Genomic DNA, 20,137 nt, shown 5'->3' with positions numbered 1-20,137 from the left:
TTCCTCAGGCAGGCACGACGCCGGACGATTGTTCTTTGGTGTCGGAATCGGCATCGGGCCGGTCCTCGTGCTTCGGCGACGGCCACAGGCCGGCCGGGCGCGTCAGCATGATCAGCACCATCGCCAGGCCGTACAGCAGCTGGCGCAGCACTTCCGCCTCGATCAGGATCTGGCCGAACAGCTGCTGCTGCAACGGTTCGACGACGTGGCGCAGCACTTCCGGCAGCGCCGCCAGCAGCGCGCCGCCCAGCACGACGCCAGGGATGTGGCCGATGCCGCCCAATACCACCATCGCCAGCACGGCGATCGATTCCGTCAGCGAGAACGATTCCGGCGACACGAAGCCCTGGAACGCCGCGAACATGGCGCCGGCCACGCCGCCGAACGACGCGCCCATCGAGAACGCCAGCAGCTTGACGTTGCGGGTGTTGATGCCCATCGCCTTGGCCGCGATCTCGTCCTCGCGGATCGCCACCCAGGCCCGGCCCAGGCGCGAGTGCTGCAGTCGCGACGTCATGAAGATCGTGGCGATCGTCAGCAGCAGGAACAGGAAATAGTAGGCATTCACGGACGGCAGCGAGAACGACCCCACCTGCACCATCGCGCCCGAACCGGCGGCGCCGGCCAGGTCGACGCCGAACACCTTGATCGGGTCGATCAGGTTGATGCCCTGCGGTCCGTTGGTGATGTTGATTGGATCGTTCAGGTTGTTCATGAAGATGCGGATGATCTCGCCGAAGCCCAGGGTGACGATGGCAAGGTAGTCGCCGCGCAGCTTCAGCGTGGGGGCGCCGAGGATGGCGCCGAACACGCCGGCCAGCAACGCGGCCAGCGGCACGATGAACCAGACCGACAGGTGGATGCCGTTGGTGCGGATGTCGTCCCCCAGCACGGCCGCCAGCGCCTCGCCGGTACCCGGATGCAGGTTGATCAGCGATTCCACCAGCACGGCGAACTGGGGCGAGGCCAACAGGCCTGTCAGGTAGGCGCCCAGCGCATAGAATGCGATGTAGCCCAGGTCGAGCAGGCCGGCAAAGCCGACCACGACGTTCAGGCCCAGCGCCAGCATGATGTACAACAGGGCCAGGTCGGCGATGCGGACCCACGAGTTGCCGAAGTTCTGTGCGAAGAACGGGAACGCCAGCATGACCACCAGCAGCAGCGCCAGGCTCGTGTAGGCCTTGCGCGGATTGTGGACGGTATCGAAATTGAGCAGTGCCATGGTGTCTCCTTAAGCCCGGTCCGCCACGCGCTCGCCCATGATGCCGGATGGCCGCACGGTCAGCACGAGGATCAGCACGATGAACGCGAAAATGTCCTGGTAATGGCTGCCCAGGAAGCCCCCCGTGAAGTCGCCGATATAACCGGCGCCCAGGCTTTCGATAATGCCCAGCACGATGCCGCCGATCATGGCGCCGTAGATGTTGCCGATGCCGCCCAGCACGGCCGCGCAGAACGCCTTCAGGCCTGGGATGGTGCCCATCGCGAACTGGATCGACGCGTAGTTGGCGCCCCACATGACGCCGGCCACGGCCGCCAGCGCGGCGCCGATGGCAAAGGTATAGACGATGACGCGGTTCGAATCGACGCCCATCAGCCCGGCCACGCGGGGATTTTCCGCGACGGCGCGCATGGCGCGGCCCATCTTGGTCTTCTCGACCAGCAGCACCAGGCCGCCCATCGACAGCGCGGCCAGCGCCAGCAGCAGGACCTGCGTGATGCTGATGACGGCACCGCCCACGGCGATCGGCTCGGTAGACAGCAGTTGCGGGAACGGCAGCGGGTTGCGGCCCCAGATCATCATCGCGAACGTCTGCAGCAGGATCGACATGCCGATCGCCGTGATCAGCGGCGCCAGCCGTGGCGCATTGCGCAGGCGGCGGTAGGCGATGCGTTCGATCAGCACGTTGACGATCATGCAGCAGGGAATGGCGCCGACGATGGCGATCAAGAGTTGCAGGCCGCCGGCCATTTCGGGGAAATGCGCCCCCAGGATGTTGAGGATCGTCAGGCCGATCATGGCGCCGATCATCAAGACGTCGCCGTGGGCGAAGTTAATGAGGTTCAGCACGCCGTACACCATCGTGTAGCCCAGCGCGACAAGGGCATACATGCTGCCCAGCACCAGGCCGTTGATAATTTGTTGGATAAAGGTATCCATCTGAGATTGCCCCTTAAGTAGCAGGCGACGGGAAATCGTGTCTCCCATCGTGCTGCCGCTGCGTAATAAAAACGGCACCCGGGATGGTTCCCGCGTGCCGCCGTGTTCCGCCCTGTTCCCGCTTGCCGGCATGGCCAAACGCCCGATGCGCAGGTGCATCCCAGCGATCCTGGCGGCCATGCAGAAAGCAGTCGGAATGGCAATTTTTCCAAGCGTTCGCAATCATAGCGATTCCAGACAAAAACTAAACATGGAAAAATCGGAGCAATTCTAAATTAAATTCAGGCGCAGAGTGGCTTTCTCATCAACAGTCGCAGAAAAAAGTGTTGTATGGATGACTTGACAGGACAGGACCCGCTCAGGCGAGGCCTTTGGGCAGCGGGAACGTGACGTTCTCCTCCACGCCTTCGAGCGGTCGCACGCTTTTGACGCCCAGCTCCTTGAGCCGGTCGATAACGGCCTGGACCAGCACTTCCGGCGCCGACGCGCCCGCGGTGACGCCCACGCGCCGGAAGCCTTCCAGCCACGAGGGGTCGATCTGCTCGGCGCGGTCGACCATGTAGGCCGGCGTGCCCATCTTTTGCGCCACTTCGCGCAGGCGGTTCGAGTTGGAGCTGTTCGGGCTGCCGACGACGATCACGACTTCCACCTGCGGCGCCATGAACTTGACGGCCTCCTGGCGGTTCGTCGTGGCGTAGCAGATGTCGCCCTTCTTCGGCTCCTGGATGTTCGGGAAGCGCGCTTTCAGGGCGGCGATGATCTCGGCCGTGTCGTCCACCGACAACGTGGTCTGCGACACGTACGCCAGGTGATCCGGATTCGCCACGTTCAGCGTGGCGACATCCTCCACCGTTTCGACGAGGTGCATGCCCTCTTCCGCCTGGCCCATCGTGCCTTCCACTTCCGGGTGGCCGTCGTGGCCGATCATGACGATCTCGTAGCCGGTCCTGCGCATCTTGGCCACTTCCACGTGCACTTTCGTCACCAGCGGGCAGGTGGCATCGAAGATCGACAGGCCGCGCGATTCCGCTTCCGCGCGCACGGCCTTCGAGACGCCGTGGGCGGAGAACACCAGCGTATTGCCGGCCGGGACGTCATCGAGCTGCTCGATGAAGATCGCGCCCTTGGCGCGCAGGTCGGCCACGACATAGGCGTTGTGCACGATTTCGTGGCGCACGTAGATGGGCGCGCCGAACTGCTTGAGCGCCCGTTCGACGATTTCGATGGCGCGGTCGACGCCGGCGCAAAAGCCGCGCGGCTGGGCCAGCAGGATTTCTTTGTCCATGGGATTCGATTACAGAACGGAGATGAGGTTCACTTCGAAGCGCACCGGCTGGCCGGCCAGCGGGTGGTTGAAGTCGAAGATGGCGGCATCGTCGCGCAGTTCGCGCAGGATGCCCGCGAAGCGGCCGCCGCCGGGCGCCGCGAAGTCGACCAGGTCGCCCACCTTGTAGTCGGCGCCCGGCACGGAGTTCTCGTCCAGCGTCGCGCGCGACACGGGGCGGATCAGGTCGGGGTTGCGGGGCCCGAAGCCCACGCCCGGCTCCAGGTCGAACGTCTTGTGCGTCCCTTCGGGCAGGCCGATCAGCAGTTCCTCCAGTACGGGGGCCAACTGGCCCTGCCCCAGCATCAGGGTGGCCGGGTTACCGTTGAAGGTGGTGACGATGTCGGTGCCGTCCAGCGTGGCCAGGCGGTAATGCAGGGTAAGGTAAGCAGAGGAGGTGACGACGTTGGACATGGCGGTTCTTTGAGCTTGCAAACCGTTATTGTATGCCACCTTCGCGCTTGTCTGTGCTGTGTGCGGCAATCCAGGTGCCGGCGCGGACACACCTGTGGGCAAGCGGCAGCGCCATCGCTTGCACAACGATAGTGTGTCAGATAAGGCACTTCTACAAACGGTTACAGCGCTGCGGACCGGTTCGCGCAACAATGACATTCAACAAAGACAAGTGACCGAAGAGCGGTTGGTCGCTGTCGTCCCCTTCTCCGTACCGGCTCGTCGGTACTGCGCCGGCTCCTTCGCGCACCAGCTGCCACGTCTCGTCCTGCAGCCGCTTCCTTTCACCCGATTCGCAGCCGCCGACACACTGGGTCGGCGCGCCAATGCACGCCGTCCAATCCAAGAAAGCCCGACATGCTGACACTCCAGAACACCCTGAAATACGAAGGCGATCCCGGCAGGATTCCCCTCAAGGACATCGTCCTGTCCTTCGCCATGCCCAGCTACGAGTACGCGATCGCTCCCGCCAGCCACGATGCGTGGGTGGATCGCATCGCCCTGGCGCCCGCCACGTGCAACGTCACCCGCGAGCTGACCGCCAGCGACTACCGCGCCGCCTTCCCGGCCACGACCGTCACGGGTACCGACGAGACGACGGTGGCCCATTTCTGGCGCTATCTCGGCGAGGCGCTGGCGGGTGGCACGGCCGACGGTCACGTGCCAGGCCAGCCGGCGCCACTCGACCAGCTGACCATCCCCATCGCGGTGCGCCACCTCACCCCGGACGGCAACGTGCTGGGGCAACAGCAGTGGAATGCGCTCTTGTCCGTCGGCCTGGCGGCCGGCGCGGCCCATCCGCTCGCCAGCGCGGCGCTGGCCGGCGGCGCCGCCCCGGCCCCTGGCGCCGCGGTTGGCATGAGCGGCGACAGCCTGGTGCTGATCGACAAGGAGGCCTATCTCGCCCTGCTCAAGGAACTCGGCGGCACGGCGCGCGCCGGCGACGACGTGTACCTGCTCGCCATCGTCGGCTACCTGTGCGATACCAGCGGCAGCACGCCCGCGCTGACGCAAAAGCCCGATCCCGAACGGGAAAAGCTGCTGCTGGCCCGCCTGCGCGAACGGGGCATCGGCGACCCCGCCGGCGCGCTCGCGCTCATCCGCAAACGCTTTGCCGGCCTGTTCGATTTTGCCGTCCGGGTGGCGCCCATCGCCATTCTCGACGTCGCCGGCACGTTGCGCATCCTGGCCGCGGACCAGGCCGTCACCAGGGCGGACTTCGACTACTACGCCGTGGCCGTCGAAACCACGCAAGCGAAAGGCGCGGCCCAGGTCGCCGCCGAACGCCATGTCGACTGGCACAAGAGCACGGGCGACGTGGACGGCAACGCCCTGCCCTTCAGCTTGGCCGGCCAGGCGCCCCTGTACCTGGCCGCCCTCGATGCGACGGTGAACGTCCGGGTCAAGGGCTTCGACGGTGCCGTCCTGTGGTCGCAGCAATTCGATGCCGGCGACCAGGCCCTGGCCGCGCTCGCCATCGACGTGCCGCTGCAACGGCCCATCCGCCTGAGCGCTGCCGACAAGCTCGGCAAGCAGGGACCCGGCAAGAAGCTGCGCGGCCAGGTGCTGGCGCCCGACAAGTCCAGTCCCGTCGGCGACCTGACCGTGCTGGTCCAGGCCAGGAAGGATGGCGACCCGGCGTGGCGCATCGTCAGCGCCGGCACGACTGACAAGTCCGGCAACTTCTCCCTTGCCTACCCTTACGGCTTGTATGTCGCGGCGCAGGCGTTGCTGTCGGTGGCCCCCAACGATCCGGCCAACATCGCCATCGTTGCCGACGACGGCAGCGGCGTGACCGTCGCGGACGACTTCCTCTATCTGCTGCTGAAGGATGTGCCCGCGCCAGCGGGAAACCAGGATACCGACGACTGCGATTGCGAGCACCCCAAGAAGGCGCCCCGCCTGCCCGACCAGGAAGACCTGATCGGCTCGGACGAATACTCGCAGGACATCGGCGGCTCCTGCGTCAACCTGTCGACGCCGAATCGCACCCTTAGCGAACACAGCTACAAGGCGATCGTGCGCACGTCCGACCCGGACGTGGCCAACTACACGCTCAAGAAGATCGAAACCTGGGTGCCCAAGCTGGGGCAGAAGATGACCACGTTCGAGCTGACGGGTGGCACGGCCAAGATCAGCCGCAAGGCCATCGACCTGTCCAACCCCGTGCGCTGGCAGGATGCGCCGGACGACCAGGCCAACCTGTCGCTGTACCAGGCGGTGACGATCGCCACCGGCCACGTGCTGCACTACAAATCGGTCTTCAAGGCGGACGGCTACTCGCTGGGCGACCTGCTGTATTCGCTGGCGCTGGCACCCGGGCAGAAGAAGGAGATCGTCGTCCTCGATGCCTCCCATTCGTTGCAGGCACAGGAGTCGCAGCAGGTCAGCCAGCGGGAAAACCTGTCCGCGCTGATCGTGGACGACCGCGCCATCCTCGACCAGCTGGGCGGCAGCCTGAACGAATCCATGCGCGGCAGCAGCTCGGCGCACACGAGCGGCGTCAGCGCCGGGTTCGGTGCCGGTGCGCTGGTCGGTCCCGTCGGCGCCGCGCTGGGCGTGTCGGGCGGTACCGCCAATTCCAGTTCCAGCGCGCAGCAGAACAGTTCGCGCGGCGTCTCGCAATTCTTCAGCGAAAAGCTGCGCCAGTCGATCATGCAGACGGCGTCCAGCTATCGCCAGCAGAATGGCGCCGTCGTCACGACCGTCAGCGAAGGCCAGCGCTATGCCGCCACGACGGAAGTGGTGGCCAACCACAACCACTGCCACGCGCTGACGATGATGTATTTCGAAGTGCTGCGCCACTATGCGATCTACCAGGAGCTCAGCAACGTGGAGGAATGCGTGTTCGTGCCCCTCCTGATGACGGACTTTTCGGCCGAGAACATCTTCAAATGGCGCGACGTGCTGGCCGCCCACCTGCTGGCCATGCCGTCGGAAACCTATCTGCGCCACCGCGGCTTTGGCTATCAGCATCCGTTGCTGAAGGGCTTCGACGCGAACGAGCGCATCAAGACCAACTATGCCAATGTCGATTTCCCCGCCGGGAGCTACGATGAGGAGAGCATCACGTTCGTCCGCGGCGAAATCCAGCTGAAAACCAACCTGCATCGGCCCCGGACACGCTACGACCGCATCCAGTCCCTCCCCGTGGTCACCGCGAAGGTCTCGCACGAGGAAGCGAAAGGGCTGTCCACCGCCGAAGTCATCGGCGCCGTGTTTACCGGCTTCGCTTCCCTGTTCGGGCACTCGGACAGCAAGACCGTCACGGAGGAAATCCAGGTGCGCGCCAAGATCTTCGACCTGTTCATGCAGATCGACGACAACTTCCAGGTCGTCCCGCCGGCCCGCTGCATCCGCGTGAAGAACTTCCGCCCCACATCGGTGACGATCGGCGCGGTCACGGTACCGGTGACGTTCGCCGATTTCTTCGAGAACGATGTCAAGGACAAGAAGATGTGGACGATCTATGCCACGCTGCTCGGGTACAAGGACGTGATCGACATGATGGAGAACTTCTTCCAGGGCAGGCTGATCGCGGAATGGGACGACATCTACTACAACGAGATGGCGCCCATCATATTCGACCGCATGGTCGACACGCTGCGCATCGACGCACTGGACCTCGATTTCAGCAGTGCGACACGCTACAAGGGTGGCGAGCGCATCATGCGCGTGAACCTGCGCGGCACCTCGTCCAACCGGCGCATCGACCTGCCCCAGTATCTCAATATCAAGTTCGACAGCGACCTGGTGAACGGCCTGCGCGACCTCGTCACGGTCGCGACCGGCAAGGTCGCCATCTATTACGACACGGCGCATTACCACGGCACGCTGTACAGCGGCTACGTCAGCGATGACCTGCTCGACGGGACCGAGCTGCATATCCCGGAGAATTCGGACGAGAAGCGCAACCCGCGCAAGGAGGACATCTACGTCGTCAACAAGCTCATCAGCCATCTCAACAGCAATCTGGAGCACTACAACAAGGCACTGTGGTTCAGCCTGGACCCGGACCGCCGCTACATGCTGCTGGACGGCTTCCACATCCAGGTCTTCAATGCCGCCGGCGCGCCGGTTGCCCTGCGCAGCCTGGCCTCGGTGGTCAAGAACGAACTGGTCACCATCACCGGCAACGCCATGGTGTTCCCGGTGGCGGCGGGCTACAAGGTCAGCCAGTCGTACATCACGGAGACGGCCGAGGACGGCGCCCAGGAAGATGTCGCCCTGATGGATCACTACCAGCCGCTGACGCCGGTGCCGCCGTACCGCATCAGCGTGCCCTCGCGCGGCGTGTTCGCGGAGGCGGTACAGGGTTCCTGCAACGCGTGCGAAAAGGTCGAGACCGACCGCCTGCAGGACTGGAAGCGCTTCCCCAACACGGACGAACCGACGGCATTCATGCCGGTCAACGTGCCGACGCCCACCGTCACCGACTGGCAAGCCGTGTTCAAGGACTTTGCCGCGCCGCTGGTCGGCATCCTGGCCGCACCGGCGGCACCGGCGCCGGGCGCGGGCCTGGCGGGACTGTCCGCGCTGCTCGGCAAGGGCGACTCGTTCCGCGACATCACGGGGCTGGAAGGCAACCAGAAGAACGTCATGGCGACCTACCTGTCCAACCAGGAAAATGCCAAGGCCTTCGCCCAGATGGCCAAGGACATGGCGATGCAGGCCCACAGCACGCAGAACTCCGACAAGATCATGGACTCGCTCAAGGCGGCGAAGACCAGCGGCGCGCTCAGCCAGGACGACTACGCCAAGCTCGTCAAGGAACACCTGCAACAGCAGATCGACGGCGGCGCCGCGACGAAGAAGAAAGAGGCCGACGAAGCCAAGGCCAAGCCCACGCTGACCGATGCCGCGGTCAAGGCGGCCGAGCAAGGCAAGGACGTCAAGGCGCACAAGGTCGATGGCGAAGGGGGCTCCGAATCGGTCGACATCAGCGGCACCGGCACGAAGATGGTCCTCGCCACGTTCCCCGGCGTCGTCCCCAAGATGAAGCAGGACGGCATCAATCTGTGCTGGGCAACGGTGGCCACCATGATGCTGAGCTGGCAGCGCGGCAAGGCGCTGCTCGTCCAGGACGCCATGGCGGAAGCGGGCAACCTGTACATGCAGAAATATATCGACAACCAGCTGCTGAAGTCGGGCGAAAAAGCCGCGTTCCTGGACAAAGTGAGGATGACCGGCGAGCCCACCGCCAACTATCCGCTGCGGCAGTACATCGACTGGCTGAATGCCTACGGGCCGCTGTGGGTCACGACGGACTCGGGCATCTCCTCGGTCGAATTCTCGCCGCATGCGCGCCTGTTGACGAAAATCGTCGGCAATGCCGACGCCGATCCCGCCAGCGCATTGCTGACCTTTATCGACCCCATGACCGGCAACGAGGTGACGGAGACGTTCCGGCACTTTATCGGCGTGTTCGAGCAGATGGTCGTCGAAAACAAGGACGACGGGTTGTACATCCAGGTCGTCCACTTCCAGCAGCCGCTGCAACACCAGAGCGACAACACGGCGCCATGACGTCACAGCGGGCGCGATGCCGGTAGGGGGCAGATCAGCACGGCATCGGCCTGTCCCGTCCATAATCAGCCTCACCCAACGGCGGAGGCACCATGGCGATCACGGACTGGCCCGAACAGCAGCGCCCGCGCGAGCGGCTGATCCGCGAGGGCGCGCAGGCGTTGTCGGACGCGGAACTGCTGGCCGTGTTCCTGCGGGTCGGCGTGCCCGGCAAGGATGCCGTCGAGCTGGCGCGCGAGCTGCTGCGCGAGTTCGGCTCGCTGCAGGCGCTGTTCGGCGCGAACCTGGCCGAGTTCACCCGCATCCCGGGCCTGGGCAACGCCAAGTTCGCGCAACTGAAGGCGGTGCTGGAGCTGGCGCGGCGCGCCATCAACGAGCAGTTGCGGCACGGCGAAACGCTGAACTCGCCGCACGCCGTCAAGGAATACCTGCGCCTGGCACTCGTCGGCCAGCCGTACGAATCGTTCCACGTGCTGTTCCTGGACGTGCGCAACCGCCTGATCGAGGCGCGCGAGATGTTTCGTGGCACGTTGACGCACACCAGCGTCTACCCGCGCGAGATCGTGCGCGAGGCGCTGGCGTACAACGCGGCCAGCGTGCTGCTGGCCCACAACCACCCTTCCGGCGTCCCCGACCCCAGCGAATCGGACCTGGCCCTGACACGCACGCTGGTGCAGGCCCTCGCGCTGATCGACGTGCGCATCCTCGACCATTTCGTCGTGGCCGGCCACCGCGTGCATTCGTTTGCGGAGAACGGCCAGATCTAGGTCATTTGGTGAGCCGGTAGCGCTGCTCGCGGTACAGCATCGACGGCAGCAGCACGTGGGCCATGGCCTTGTCGACCATGACCTGGTCCGGTGTCGTGCTCAACAGTTCGAGATGACTCGTGGCCGGATCGTACTTCGCCGCCAGCGGCGCGCCGCCCGGGCGCAGGATGGTGGCGCCCCGGTCGTCGAGCCACGTGAAGTAATTGTCGAACTGCAGCAGCGCGCGACCCGGCGTCGTGCTGTCGCGCACGAAGTCGCGGCCGATCATCGGGTGCTCGCTGGACACGCCCAGCAGCGACAGCAGCGTGGGACCCAGGTCGATCTGGCTGGCGTACGGCTTGATGCGCTTCGGTTCGATGTCCGCGCCCAGGATCAGGCCGGGGATGTGGAACTTGTGGACGGGCACGAGGCTGTCGCCGTAGACGCGGTTGTCGTGGTCGGCCACGATCAGGAACACCGTGTCCTTCCAGTAGTCCTGCTGCTTGGCCGCGCGGATGAACTTGCCGAGCGCGAAGTCGGCGTACTTGACCGCGTTGTTGACGGTCTGCTTCGGCTCTTCGTGCAAGGCGATCTTGCCGTCCGGGAATTCGAACGGCTCATGGTTGGACGAGCTGAAGATCAACGTGAAGAATGGCTTGCCGGCCTTGTGCAACTGGTCCAGGCGCTGCAGCGACTTGTCGAACAGGTCTTCGTCGGAGGCGCCCCAGCTGCCTTCGAAGTTGGGCTTCATGTCGGAACGGTCCGTGACCTTCTGGAAGCCGTTGCCGGTGAAGAACTGGCGCATATTGTCGAAGTGCGCCTCGCCGCCGTAGACGAATTCCGTGTGGTAGCCCTGTTGCCCCAGGCCCAGTGCCAGCGTGTAGAAATTCTGCTGGGCCAGCGACAGCTTGACGACGCTGCGCGCCGGTGTCGGCGCGTAGCCGGCGACGACGGCCTCGATGCCGCGCACGGAGCGCGTGCCGGTGGCGTACAACCGCTCGAACCACCATCCTTCGTCCTTCAGCTTTTCCAGCTCCGGCGTGACCGGCACGCCGCCCAACGACTTGACGAACGTGGCGCCAAGGCTTTCCTCCAGCACGATGACGAGGTTCTTCGGCCGCTGGCGCACGAGCGCCGCCTGCTGGCGGTGCAAGGTAGGCAGCTCGGGCGACGTGAACCGGTAGTCCGCCAGCCAGGGCTCGGCGCGCACCTGCGCCAGCACCTGCTCGCGGGGCATCTCGCCGTAGATTTCGGACGAGCGCGCTTCCTTGCGCATCGACGCCAGGGCGTCCAGCACGGACCAGGCCGAGTTGATGACGACGGAATTGACCATCGAATCGCCCGTCAGCGCGAACAGGGCGGGATTGGCGGGACGGTGGTCCGTCGTCGAACGGATCAGGCAGACCGCCAGCAGCACGGCCAGCGGCCAGCTCAGCAGCACCTTGGCCGTGGACCACGCCGGTGATGCGGCGGCGCCCTTCAGCAGGCGCCAGATCGCCAGGCCCAGCAGGATCGTCAGGCCAAAGCCCAGCAGCACCGTGGCCCGGTAGCCATTCCACAACGTGGCCGCCACTTCGCGCGGGTAGACAAGGTATTCGATGAACAGGCGGTTCGGCCGCACGTCGTATTGCAGGATGAAGCGTGGCGTCGCCAGTTCCAGGAACACAATCAGGATCAGCGCGACGGTAGCCCATGCCACCGTCGCGGTGCGCCAGGCCTGGGCCGGCGCGCGCCGGGCCAGGAACGGGGCCAGCAGCGGCAGCAGCAGCAACGGGACGGCGAGGAAATAGCCCAGCAGGATCAGGTCGGCACGCACGCCCTGGACGAGGATGTCGCCCACGATACCGGTCGCTGACACGCGCTGCCACTGCCAGGCGACGAGGCCGATGCGCGACAGCGACAGCAGGACCAGGCCGAGCAACAGCATCTGGACCAGCGTGGCGTACGGCCCGGCCCAGCGGGTCAGCCGGGCGAGTCGGCTGGCGCCAGGCGTGTGGCGGTGCTTGGGGAATGCGGCAGACATCTTCATCGAACGGTGATTCCAGGGAAGTGAACGGGCGTGCTTAACGGCGTGAAAGCTCTGTTTATCGTGGGATGCGTTTATACAGCATGATGTTGTAACCCGGCGTTACGCCTGCGTAAAGATTTCGTTAAGCAAGTTGCGCACGAGGTACGTTCCGGCAGCTTTTCGTTGACACGGTGCAACAGCAGCGGTGCACTGCTCTGCGGGACATGAGAGAGGTGGTGTGAAGCGGACAACGTCCGGTCCCGGCAGGACCGTTATCAGCCTGCCGCGGCCATGGTTTACCGTTAGATATCAAGGACTTCCGCGCCCTCGCGGGGACGCGGCGATAAATGTTAAATATTTCCGAGAGATTGAGACACAATTGTTTTTCGCAAGTGATTGAAAAAGCTGAGTTTTTTCGGTATAGTCTTGTTTTTTCCAATTTCGGAAGTTACTAAGGAGTGCACCATGGCACGTGTTTGCCAAGTCACTGGGAAGAAGCCGATGGTCGGCAACAATGTTTCCCATGCAAACAACAAAACCAAACGTCGTTTCCTGCCAAACCTGCAGAACCGTCGTATCTTTGTTGAATCTGAAAATCGCTGGGTCTCCCTGCGTCTGTCCAACGCCGGTCTGCGCGTGATCGACAAGGTCGGCATCGATGCCGTCCTGGCCGACATGCGCGCTCGCGGCGAAAAAGTCTAATAGGGAGCTATCATGGCAAAAACTGGCCGCGACAAAATCAAGCTGGAATCGACCGCCGGTACCGGTCACTTCTACACCACCACCAAGAACAAGCGCACGATGCCTGGCAAGATGGAGATCATGAAGTTCGATCCCAAAGCCCGCAAGCACGTGACGTACAAGGAAACCAAGATCAAGTAATCGATCGGGTTTCAATGAAAAAGCCGCTCTTCGAGCGGCTTTTTTTATGGGGACTGTCCCTGCAGGGGACTGTCACCGGTGGTTATCCGCGGCCCCGACGAAGCCACAGGGGTCTTTTCCCGCATGGTCCGGTGAACGTCCGCGTAGGCAAGGGTCTGTCCCCGCATGGGGACAGACCCTGAAGTTCCCCGGGTCCGCCAGCAAACTTCGGGGTCAGTCCCTGTGCAGGGACAGACCCCAGCGACCTATTCTGCGATTAAAACCAGGGTCAGTCCCCTGCGGGGCGATACGGCGGCCCGGCAGACCCTAACCCGGCGACCGTGCGCTTAACTTAGCGGCACTAGGGACTGTCCCCGGTTGTTATCCGCGGCCCCGACGAAGCCACAGGGCTCTCTCCCCGCACGGTCCGGTGAACGGCCGCGTAGGCAAGGGTCTGTCCCCGCATGGGGACTGACCCTGAAGTTCCCTTGGTCCGCCAGCAAACTTCGGGGTCAGTCCCTGTGCAGGGACAGACCCCGGCGACCTCCCGCGCAGCGGCACGTCCATTTCATGCCGGCCTTTGCGTCGCGGATAAAAACCGGGGACAGTCCCTGAAGGGACAGTCCCCATGAAAAAACGGCCCCGCAGGGCCGTTTCGATGAAGCGGTAACGCTTACGCGTAGCTGCGCAGCCGCAGCGAGAAGTCCTGCAGCGCCTTGATGCCGGACGCTTCGGCGCGCTGGCACCAGTCCTGCAGCTTCTGCACCAGTTCGTCGCGGGTGAAGTGCGAACGTTCCCAGATTACACCCAGTTCGACGCGCATATTGTGCATCGTCTCCAGCGCCTTGCTGTGCTGGAACAGCTCGACCAGTTGCTGCTGCTGCGGCGCTTCCAGCTTGGCCGGCTCGCGCTGCATCAGCTTGCGGGCCGACTTCAGGAAACCCGATTCCAGCTGCGCCTTGTGCTTCAGGTGCTCCACTTCCTCGGCCCAGGCGTGCTTGACGGACGCGGCATACTTCGCCATCACGTCGTAGCGGTTGGCGATGACGGCCTGCAGCGTCTCGAAGTCGGCTTGCGCCTTGTTCTTGGCGAACTTCGGCTTCGGCGGCATCTTTTTCACTTTCGCCAGGCCCACCATCTCCATCGCGCGGATATAGCCCCAGCCGATGTCGAACTCGTACCACTTGGACGACAGCTTGGCCGACGTCGCATACGTGTGGTGGTTGTTGTGCAGCTCTTCGCCGCCGATCAGGATGCCCCACGGCAGGATGTTGGTGGCGGCGTCCGAGCAGTCGAAGTTACGGTAGCCCCAGTAGTGGCCGATGCCGTTGATGATGCCGGCGGCGGTCACGGGGATCCACAGCATCTGCACGGCCCACACGGTGATGCCCTTGGCACCGAACAGCATGACGTTCACGATCAGCAGCAGTGCCACGCCCTGCCAGCTGTACTTCGTGTACAGGTTGCGCTCGATCCAGTCGTCCGGCGTGCCGTGGCCGTACTTGGCCAGGGTTTCCTTGTTCTTCGACTCGGCGCGGTACAGCTCGGCGCCTTCCCAGAACACCTTCTTGATGCCGCGGGTAACGGGGCTGTGCGGATCTTCTTCCGTGTCGCACTTGGCGTGGTGCTTGCGGTGGATCGCGGCCCACTCCTTCGTCACCTGGCCCGTGGTCAGCCACAGCCAGAAGCGGAAGAAGTGCGACGGGATCGCATGCAGCTCCAGCGCGCGGTGCGCCTGGTGGCGGTGCAGGTAGATCGTGACCGACGCAATGGTGATGTGCGTGACGATCAGGGTATAGACGACCGTCTGCCACGCGGACAGGCCGGTCAGGCCTTCGTCGAGAAATTGCAGTACAGCGTTCAAGCTAAATTCCATTCAAGCTCCAAGAGTGATTCCCGGTTCCGGTGCCCTAGGCGCGGGAACCGGGCGCCGTCGGTTGTACGACGTGTTCTGTCCGCCATTGTACGCTCAATCAAGCGTGACGCGCAGAACGATACCTTTCTGTCATTCCGTGTTCTGTCGTATTTCCGGCAGGGGCACGGGTCCCACGATGCGCATCTCCCGCTGGGGGAACGGCACGGATATGCGGTTGTCTTTCAAGGCTTTCCAGATCGCCCGGTTGACGTCCGACGTCACCCCGCCCCGGCCGTTTTCCGGATCGTTGATCCAGAACCCCACCTGCAGCTCCAGGCCGTCGGCGCCGAAGTTGAGCAAGGTGGCGGCCGGCGGCCGCTCCGCCAGCACGCGCGGCACCGAAGCGGCCGCCTCTTCCAGCAGCTTCAACGCAAAGTCGAGGTCGGTCTCGTACGCCACCGACACTTTCGTGCCCAGCCACACATACTTGCTCGTCAGCGAGGAATTCTGCACGACGCCCGACACCAGCATCTCGTTCGGCACGATCGACTCGACGCCGTCGAGCCCGGCCAATACCGTGTAGCGGGTGTTGATGCGGGCGACACGGCCGGTGAACTTGTCGACGGTGATCATGTCGCCGATCGCCAGGCTGCGGTCGAGCAGGATGATGAAGCCGGACACGTAATTGCTCGCGATCTTCTGCAGGCCGAAGCCGAGGCCGACACCCAGCGCACCGCCGAAGACGGACAGCACGGTCAGGTCGATGCCCACCATGTTCAGGCTGAACAGCACGGCGATGACGATCAGCACGGCCCGGCCCACGCGCGCCATGACGACCCGCAAGTTCGAATGCAGCGTCTCCACGTGCATCAGCCGCTCTTCCAGCGCCGCACCGGCCCACATCGCCAGCACCAGCAGCACGATGACGGACACGGCGGCCTGCAGGATCTCCGCCACCGTCACCTTGTTCTTGCCGAGATGGAGGACGATGTTGTCGAGATAACGGTAGATATCGTCCCAATAGCCCGTGATGTACAGCGCGAACGCGAGCCACACGACCAGCTGGAAGATTTTCTCGAACGTCAGCACGGCCGCGCCGATTTCGCCGTGCCGCGCGAACACGCGGCGCAGGAGGTAGAACACGAAGCGGATGACTGCCAGCGAACCGAAGATCGGCAGCGCCAGCTTGATGAGGTTGATGTGGTGCCAGCGCGCCAGCACCACCTGCGACAGCGCCAGCAGGCAGACGATGGCCAGCGGGCCGACGACGCGGCCGAAGCTTTCCATGCCGAAGCGGCGCACGCCGGTCTGGGAATCGCCGCCGCGCAGCCACGTGCGCAGCAGGCGCGACAGGCCCCAGCCCAGCAGGATCGACACGGCAATGGCGCCGACCTGCCACATCAGGCCCGGATCGGTCAGGTCGCCCAGCAGGTCGTCCAGCAGTTTCGTCAGGCGCAGCTGCGTCATGCGTCTTCGCCGGCCTCGTCAGCTTCCCCGGCCACATCGGCCGCCTTTGCCGCCTTGGCGGCCATCGGCTTGCGCTCGAACACGGCGGCAAAGAAGCCGTCGGTCTGGTGCTTGTGCGGCAGCAGCTTCAGGTAGTCGCCCATCTCCAGGTCGATCTTCTGCTCGGCCAGCACCTTGTTCATCGGCACCAGCTCGAAGTCAGGATGGGTGGCAACGAACTGCTGCGCCACGGCGTCGTTCTCTTCGTCCAGCAGGCTGCACGTGGCATACACCAGGCGACCGCCGGCCTTGACGAGGCGCGCCGCGCCATCCAGGATCGCGACCTGCTTGTCGTGCATCTCGCCGATGGCGCTTTGCGGCTGGCGCCACTTGACGTCGGGATTGCGGCGCAGCGTGCCCATGCCCGAGCAGGGCGCATCGACCAGCACGCGGTCGATCTTGCCGGCCAGGCGCTTGATCTTGGCATCCTTCTCGTGTGCGATCGCGACCGGATGCACGTTCGACAGGCCGGAACGGGCCAGGCGCGGCTTCAGCTTGGCCAGCCGTTTTTCCGACACGTCGAACGCATACAGGCGTCCCGTGTTGCGCATCTGCGCACCCAGCGCCAGCGTCTTGCCGCCGGCACCGGCGCAGAAGTCGACGATCATCTCGCCGCGCTTGGCGCCCAGCAACTGGGCCAGGATCTGGCTGCCCTCGTCCTGCACCTCGATGGCGCCTTCCTTGAACAGCGGCAGGTTCTGGATCTGCGGCTTCTTCAGCACGCGCAGGCCCAGCGGCGCGTACGGCGTCGGCATGGCCGCGATGGGCGCTTCGGCCAGTTGCGCGATGACCTTGTCGCGGTCCGCCTTGAGCGCGTTGACGCGCAGGTCCAGCGGGGCCGGCGTGTTCAGCGCGTCGGCCAGCGCCAGCGCTTCCTCTTCGCCATACTGCGCCACCAGTTTCTCGTACAGCCACAGCGGCAGGTTGCTGCGCAGCGACTTGTGCAGCAGCTTGCGGTCGATGGCCTTCATGCGCTGCAGCCATTCCACCTCTTCCGGTGCCAGGCCCGGCAGCGCATCGACGCCGACGGCATCGGCCATGCCCAGCAGCATCAGGCGACGCATCGTCGAACCGCCGCCCGCTTCCGAAAAGTCGGTAAAGAAGTTCTTGTTGCGCAGCACGGCGTAGATGCACTCGGCGATGGCGCCGCGCTCGCGGCCGCCCAGGCGGGGATGGTCCTTGAAGTAGCGCGACAAGGTGGTATCGGCCGGGGCCGTGAAGCGCAGGATCTCGCGTAGCACCTCTTCGGCGCCGGCAAGAACAGCTGGTGGCAATCTCATGTGAATCCTGGTGATGAATACAGATTAATAGGGTAATGCAGTGCGGACCGCGACCGGCGGTCCGATGGCGGATCAGTGCGCCGGGCGGGGGTGGTGGGGACCGTGGACCCGGCCTTCCTCGACCGTCAGTTTATCTTCGATGAACCAGCGCACGGCGCGCGGGTACAGTACGTGTTCCTGTTCCAGCACCCGGGCGGCCAGTGTCTGCGCCGTATCGCCCGGCAGCACGGGCACGGCCACCTGGTCGACGACCGGACCGTGGTCCAGCTCGGCCGTGACGAAGTGCACCGTCGCGCCATGTTCGGCATGGCCGGCGGCCAGGGCCGCCTCGTGCGTGTGCAGGCCGGGGAAATGCGGCAGCAGCGACGGGTGGATGTTCAGCATGCGGCCCGCGTAACGTTCCACGAAGGCGGGGGTCAGGATACGCATGAAACCGGCCAGCACGACCAGGTCCGGCGCATAGCCGTCGATCACTTCGGCCAGGGCCGCATCGAACGCCTCGCGCGTGGGATAGTCCTTGTTCGGTACAACAGCGGTGGCGATGCCGTGCGCGGCGGCAAACTCGAGCCCCTTGGCATCGGCACGGTTGCTGATCACGGCGGCAATGCGGGCGGGCCACTGTTCGGCCTGCGCGGCGCGGACCACCGCTTCCATATTGCTGCCCCGTCCGGAAATCAGGATGACGATATTTTTCATGGCCGACATTGTACCCTCAGGGAAGCGCTGATTGATTGCTGGTGGATGAGATTAGTCCTGAAAAACGTGTCCAGCAAGACGCCAATGCGTCGTCATACCGGGGTATGGCGACGTATTTGTGGCGCCGCTGGGCGCGTTTTCTCAGGGCTAAGATCGCCGCCATGAATACATCAGCGGTTCCCCAGCTTGCCGGCCGGACCAGAAAAGCCGGTCCGGCCGGCAAGGCTGCAAGCGGCGCGGAAGGCAGTGGCAGCGCGGTGGCGGCGGCGCCGGGCGCGGGCGGCTACTCGAAGGAGTAGAATACGCGGAACGGCACCTTCTTTTCGGCCCAGTAATCGGCGGCGTCGCGGAACACGTCCAGCAGCGTCTCGCGGGCTTCGCGGTCGAATTTCTGAGTGTTCGGCAACTGTTCCAGCACGATCAGGAAGCCCGTCTGGGGGCCGGCCTTGGCCATGGTCTCGGTCAGCGTCTCGCGCAGAGCGTCGAAGTTCTTGCCGCATGGTTTGGGAAACTGGAACGCCTCGGCGATGATCCCCAGGACCTGCTGCTTCGTCAGGCCAGCGTTGCAGTGCGCATATAAAAAATGCTGACCCAGGCGGCCGGCTTCCTCTTGCAGCTCAGTGACCCGGAAGGCCCGGATGGACTGGACAAGATTGGGCGGCACGGTTAAGAACAAACTCATTTTTCCCTCAAAATCGACCTGTTATATAAGGTTGTGTTTTTTGCTATAGTGAAGGCACCTATACATTGACACGAAGTGACACTGGGTGACACTGGTGACACAGCGACGAAGGCAGCCAGCCCTGCTGGATGTTTCTCTTCGACAACTCAATCCCTAAGGTATAAGGGTAACGTGTTGTACAGCATGAATCAACTCGAATGTGGTTCTGCACGCAAGATTTGTTAAAACCAGTTCATTTTCAGGCCAATTTAAGGGTTGTTGCGCAGAATTAACCCTCTGGGGCAGCATCCTCCTCTTCCCATCGCGCTGCCCGGCGTTACAAATTGTTGCCATGAGCTCAGTCGGAGCGGCGCCTGCGGCGGTACCATTTCAATGCGCGGTCCACCTTTCGCGGGACCGGCACCTGGCAAAATAAAGTCGTTCACCCAACACGAGGTATTTCACATGAAGCTGCAAGCAAAATTGTTGTCGGCGGCGTTGTTCATCGGTAGCGCGCCGGTCGCCCAGGCGACCGATTTCGAGGACTATGGCCGCGTCGTGCGCGTCACCCCGCAGGTGGAGCGCTACAACCAGCCGCGCGAGGAATGCCGCACGGAATACGTGCAGGTCCAGCACCAGCCGCAGCGCAGCGCGGGTGGCTCCATCATCGGCGGTATCGCCGGCGCTGTACTGGGCAGCAATATCGGCAGCGGCAATGGTCGCACCGCCGCGACGGCGGCCGGCGCCATTGCCGGCGCCATCGCGGGCGACCGCATCGGCAACCAGAACGCAGGCCCCGGCGGCGTGCAGGAACAGGCCGTACGCCAGTGCCGCATGGTCGACAGCTGGGAATCGCGCACCAACGGCTACGAAGTGGTGTATGACTACCGCGGCCGCAACTACACGAGCATCATGTCGTACGACCCGGGCGAGCGCGTGCGCCTGCGCGTGTCGGTCGAACCGATGGCGCGCTGAGCCGCCCTCCCCTGCGCTGCCGGCCATGTGCCGGCAGTTTTCATTTCCGGCCTTGCCAACTGGCATAATGACGCCATCGTCATTC

At 64.2% G+C, this 20,137-nt stretch carries 17 protein-coding genes; 7 read left to right on the top strand and 10 right to left on the bottom strand.

Annotated elements, in window-relative coordinates:
• Window positions 1-4 precede the first annotated feature (4 nt).
• A complete protein-coding gene (locus PX653_RS27660; protein ID WP_277415833.1) occupies window positions 5-1,222 on the bottom strand; it encodes an ABC transporter permease subunit in 1,218 nt (405 codons plus the stop codon).
• A 9-nt stretch (window positions 1,223-1,231) separates the two neighbouring features.
• Window positions 1,232-2,161: a branched-chain amino acid ABC transporter permease gene (locus PX653_RS27655; protein WP_277415832.1), complete on the bottom strand. Its 930-nt coding sequence runs from the start codon at window positions 2,159-2,161 to the stop codon at window positions 1,232-1,234.
• A 37-nt stretch (window positions 2,162-2,198) separates the two neighbouring features.
• On the opposite strand from PX653_RS27655, the gene PX653_RS27650 reads away from it, so the two are divergent.
• Window positions 2,199-2,435: a hypothetical protein gene (locus tag PX653_RS27650; protein WP_277415831.1), complete on the top strand. Its 237-nt coding sequence runs from the start codon at window positions 2,199-2,201 to the stop codon at window positions 2,433-2,435.
• 84 nt (window positions 2,436-2,519) lie between these two features.
• Here PX653_RS27650 and ispH read toward each other — a convergent pair whose 3' ends face one another.
• Both ispH and PX653_RS27640 read right to left on the bottom strand, forming a co-directional pair.
• Window positions 2,520-3,446, bottom strand: a complete 927-nt coding sequence (gene ispH, locus PX653_RS27645; RefSeq protein ID WP_277415830.1) for a 4-hydroxy-3-methylbut-2-enyl diphosphate reductase — start codon at window positions 3,444-3,446, stop codon at window positions 2,520-2,522.
• 9 nt (window positions 3,447-3,455) lie between these two features.
• Window positions 3,456-3,899: an FKBP-type peptidyl-prolyl cis-trans isomerase gene (locus PX653_RS27640; protein ID WP_277415829.1), complete on the bottom strand. Its 444-nt coding sequence runs from the start codon at window positions 3,897-3,899 to the stop codon at window positions 3,456-3,458.
• A gap of 396 nt (window positions 3,900-4,295) precedes the next feature.
• Here PX653_RS27640 and PX653_RS27635 point away from each other — a divergent pair, with 396 nt between their 5' ends.
• Entirely contained in the window at window positions 4,296-9,464 is a 5,169-nt protein-coding gene (locus tag PX653_RS27635; protein WP_277415828.1) for a papain-like cysteine protease family protein, read from the top strand.
• Window positions 9,465-9,556: 92 nt separating this feature from the next.
• Window positions 9,557-10,231, top strand: a complete 675-nt coding sequence (gene radC / locus PX653_RS27630; protein ID WP_277415827.1) for a RadC family protein — start codon at window positions 9,557-9,559, stop codon at window positions 10,229-10,231.
• A 1-nt stretch (window position 10,232) separates the two neighbouring features.
• Here radC and PX653_RS27625 read toward each other — a convergent pair whose 3' ends face one another.
• The gene (locus PX653_RS27625) at window positions 10,233-12,239 is read right to left on the bottom strand and encodes an LTA synthase family protein (protein ID WP_277415826.1); all 2,007 of its coding nucleotides are present in this window, start codon (window positions 12,237-12,239) and stop codon (window positions 10,233-10,235) included.
• Window positions 12,240-12,683: 444 nt separating this feature from the next.
• On the opposite strand from PX653_RS27625, the gene rpmB reads away from it, so the two are divergent.
• Complete coding sequence (gene rpmB, locus PX653_RS27620; RefSeq protein WP_008451488.1) at window positions 12,684-12,920, top strand: 50S ribosomal protein L28; 237 nt, start codon at window positions 12,684-12,686, stop codon at window positions 12,918-12,920.
• 12 nt (window positions 12,921-12,932) lie between these two features.
• Complete coding sequence (gene rpmG / locus PX653_RS27615; protein WP_050411857.1) at window positions 12,933-13,100, top strand: 50S ribosomal protein L33; 168 nt, start codon at window positions 12,933-12,935, stop codon at window positions 13,098-13,100.
• A 652-nt stretch (window positions 13,101-13,752) separates the two neighbouring features.
• Here the strand turns inward: rpmG and PX653_RS27610 are convergent.
• From PX653_RS27610 to purN, 4 genes are all read right to left on the bottom strand, one after another.
• Window positions 13,753-14,955: a DesA family fatty acid desaturase gene (locus tag PX653_RS27610; protein ID WP_277415825.1), complete on the bottom strand. Its 1,203-nt coding sequence runs from the start codon at window positions 14,953-14,955 to the stop codon at window positions 13,753-13,755.
• A gap of 129 nt (window positions 14,956-15,084) precedes the next feature.
• Window positions 15,085-16,401 carry a mechanosensitive ion channel family protein gene (locus PX653_RS27605; RefSeq protein ID WP_277415824.1) on the bottom strand — a complete coding sequence of 439 codons (1,317 nt, stop codon included), beginning with the start codon at window positions 16,399-16,401 and terminating at the stop codon, window positions 15,085-15,087.
• Window positions 16,398-17,720 carry an RsmB/NOP family class I SAM-dependent RNA methyltransferase gene (locus PX653_RS27600; RefSeq protein ID WP_277415823.1) on the bottom strand — a complete coding sequence of 441 codons (1,323 nt, stop codon included), beginning with the start codon at window positions 17,718-17,720 and terminating at the stop codon, window positions 16,398-16,400. Before PX653_RS27600 ends, PX653_RS27605 begins: the two co-directional genes overlap by 4 nt.
• 72 nt (window positions 17,721-17,792) lie before the next feature.
• Entirely contained in the window at window positions 17,793-18,416 is a 624-nt protein-coding gene (gene purN, locus PX653_RS27595; protein WP_277418665.1) for a phosphoribosylglycinamide formyltransferase, read from the bottom strand.
• Window positions 18,417-18,577: 161 nt separating this feature from the next.
• Here purN and PX653_RS27590 point away from each other — a divergent pair, with 161 nt between their 5' ends.
• Window positions 18,578-18,715: a hypothetical protein gene (locus PX653_RS27590; RefSeq protein ID WP_277415822.1), complete on the top strand. Its 138-nt coding sequence runs from the start codon at window positions 18,578-18,580 to the stop codon at window positions 18,713-18,715.
• Here PX653_RS27590 and PX653_RS27585 read toward each other — a convergent pair.
• Window positions 18,700-19,098 (bottom strand): barstar family protein, encoded by a 399-nt coding sequence (locus PX653_RS27585; RefSeq protein ID WP_277415821.1) that lies wholly within the window; start codon window positions 19,096-19,098, stop codon window positions 18,700-18,702. The genes PX653_RS27590 and PX653_RS27585 overlap by 16 nt on opposite strands.
• 444 nt (window positions 19,099-19,542) lie before the next feature.
• On the opposite strand from PX653_RS27585, the gene PX653_RS27580 reads away from it, so the two are divergent.
• On the top strand, window positions 19,543-20,052 hold the full coding sequence (locus PX653_RS27580; protein ID WP_277415820.1) for a glycine zipper 2TM domain-containing protein: 510 nt from the start codon (window positions 19,543-19,545) through the stop codon (window positions 20,050-20,052).
• Window positions 20,053-20,137 lie beyond the last annotated feature (85 nt).

The organism is Pseudoduganella chitinolytica, assembly GCF_029028125.1.
Classification (GTDB): domain Bacteria; phylum Pseudomonadota; class Gammaproteobacteria; order Burkholderiales; family Burkholderiaceae_D; genus Rugamonas; species Rugamonas chitinolytica.
Note: the sequence above shows the minus strand (reverse complement) of the source record. Positions and strands in the feature narration are given on the sequence as shown.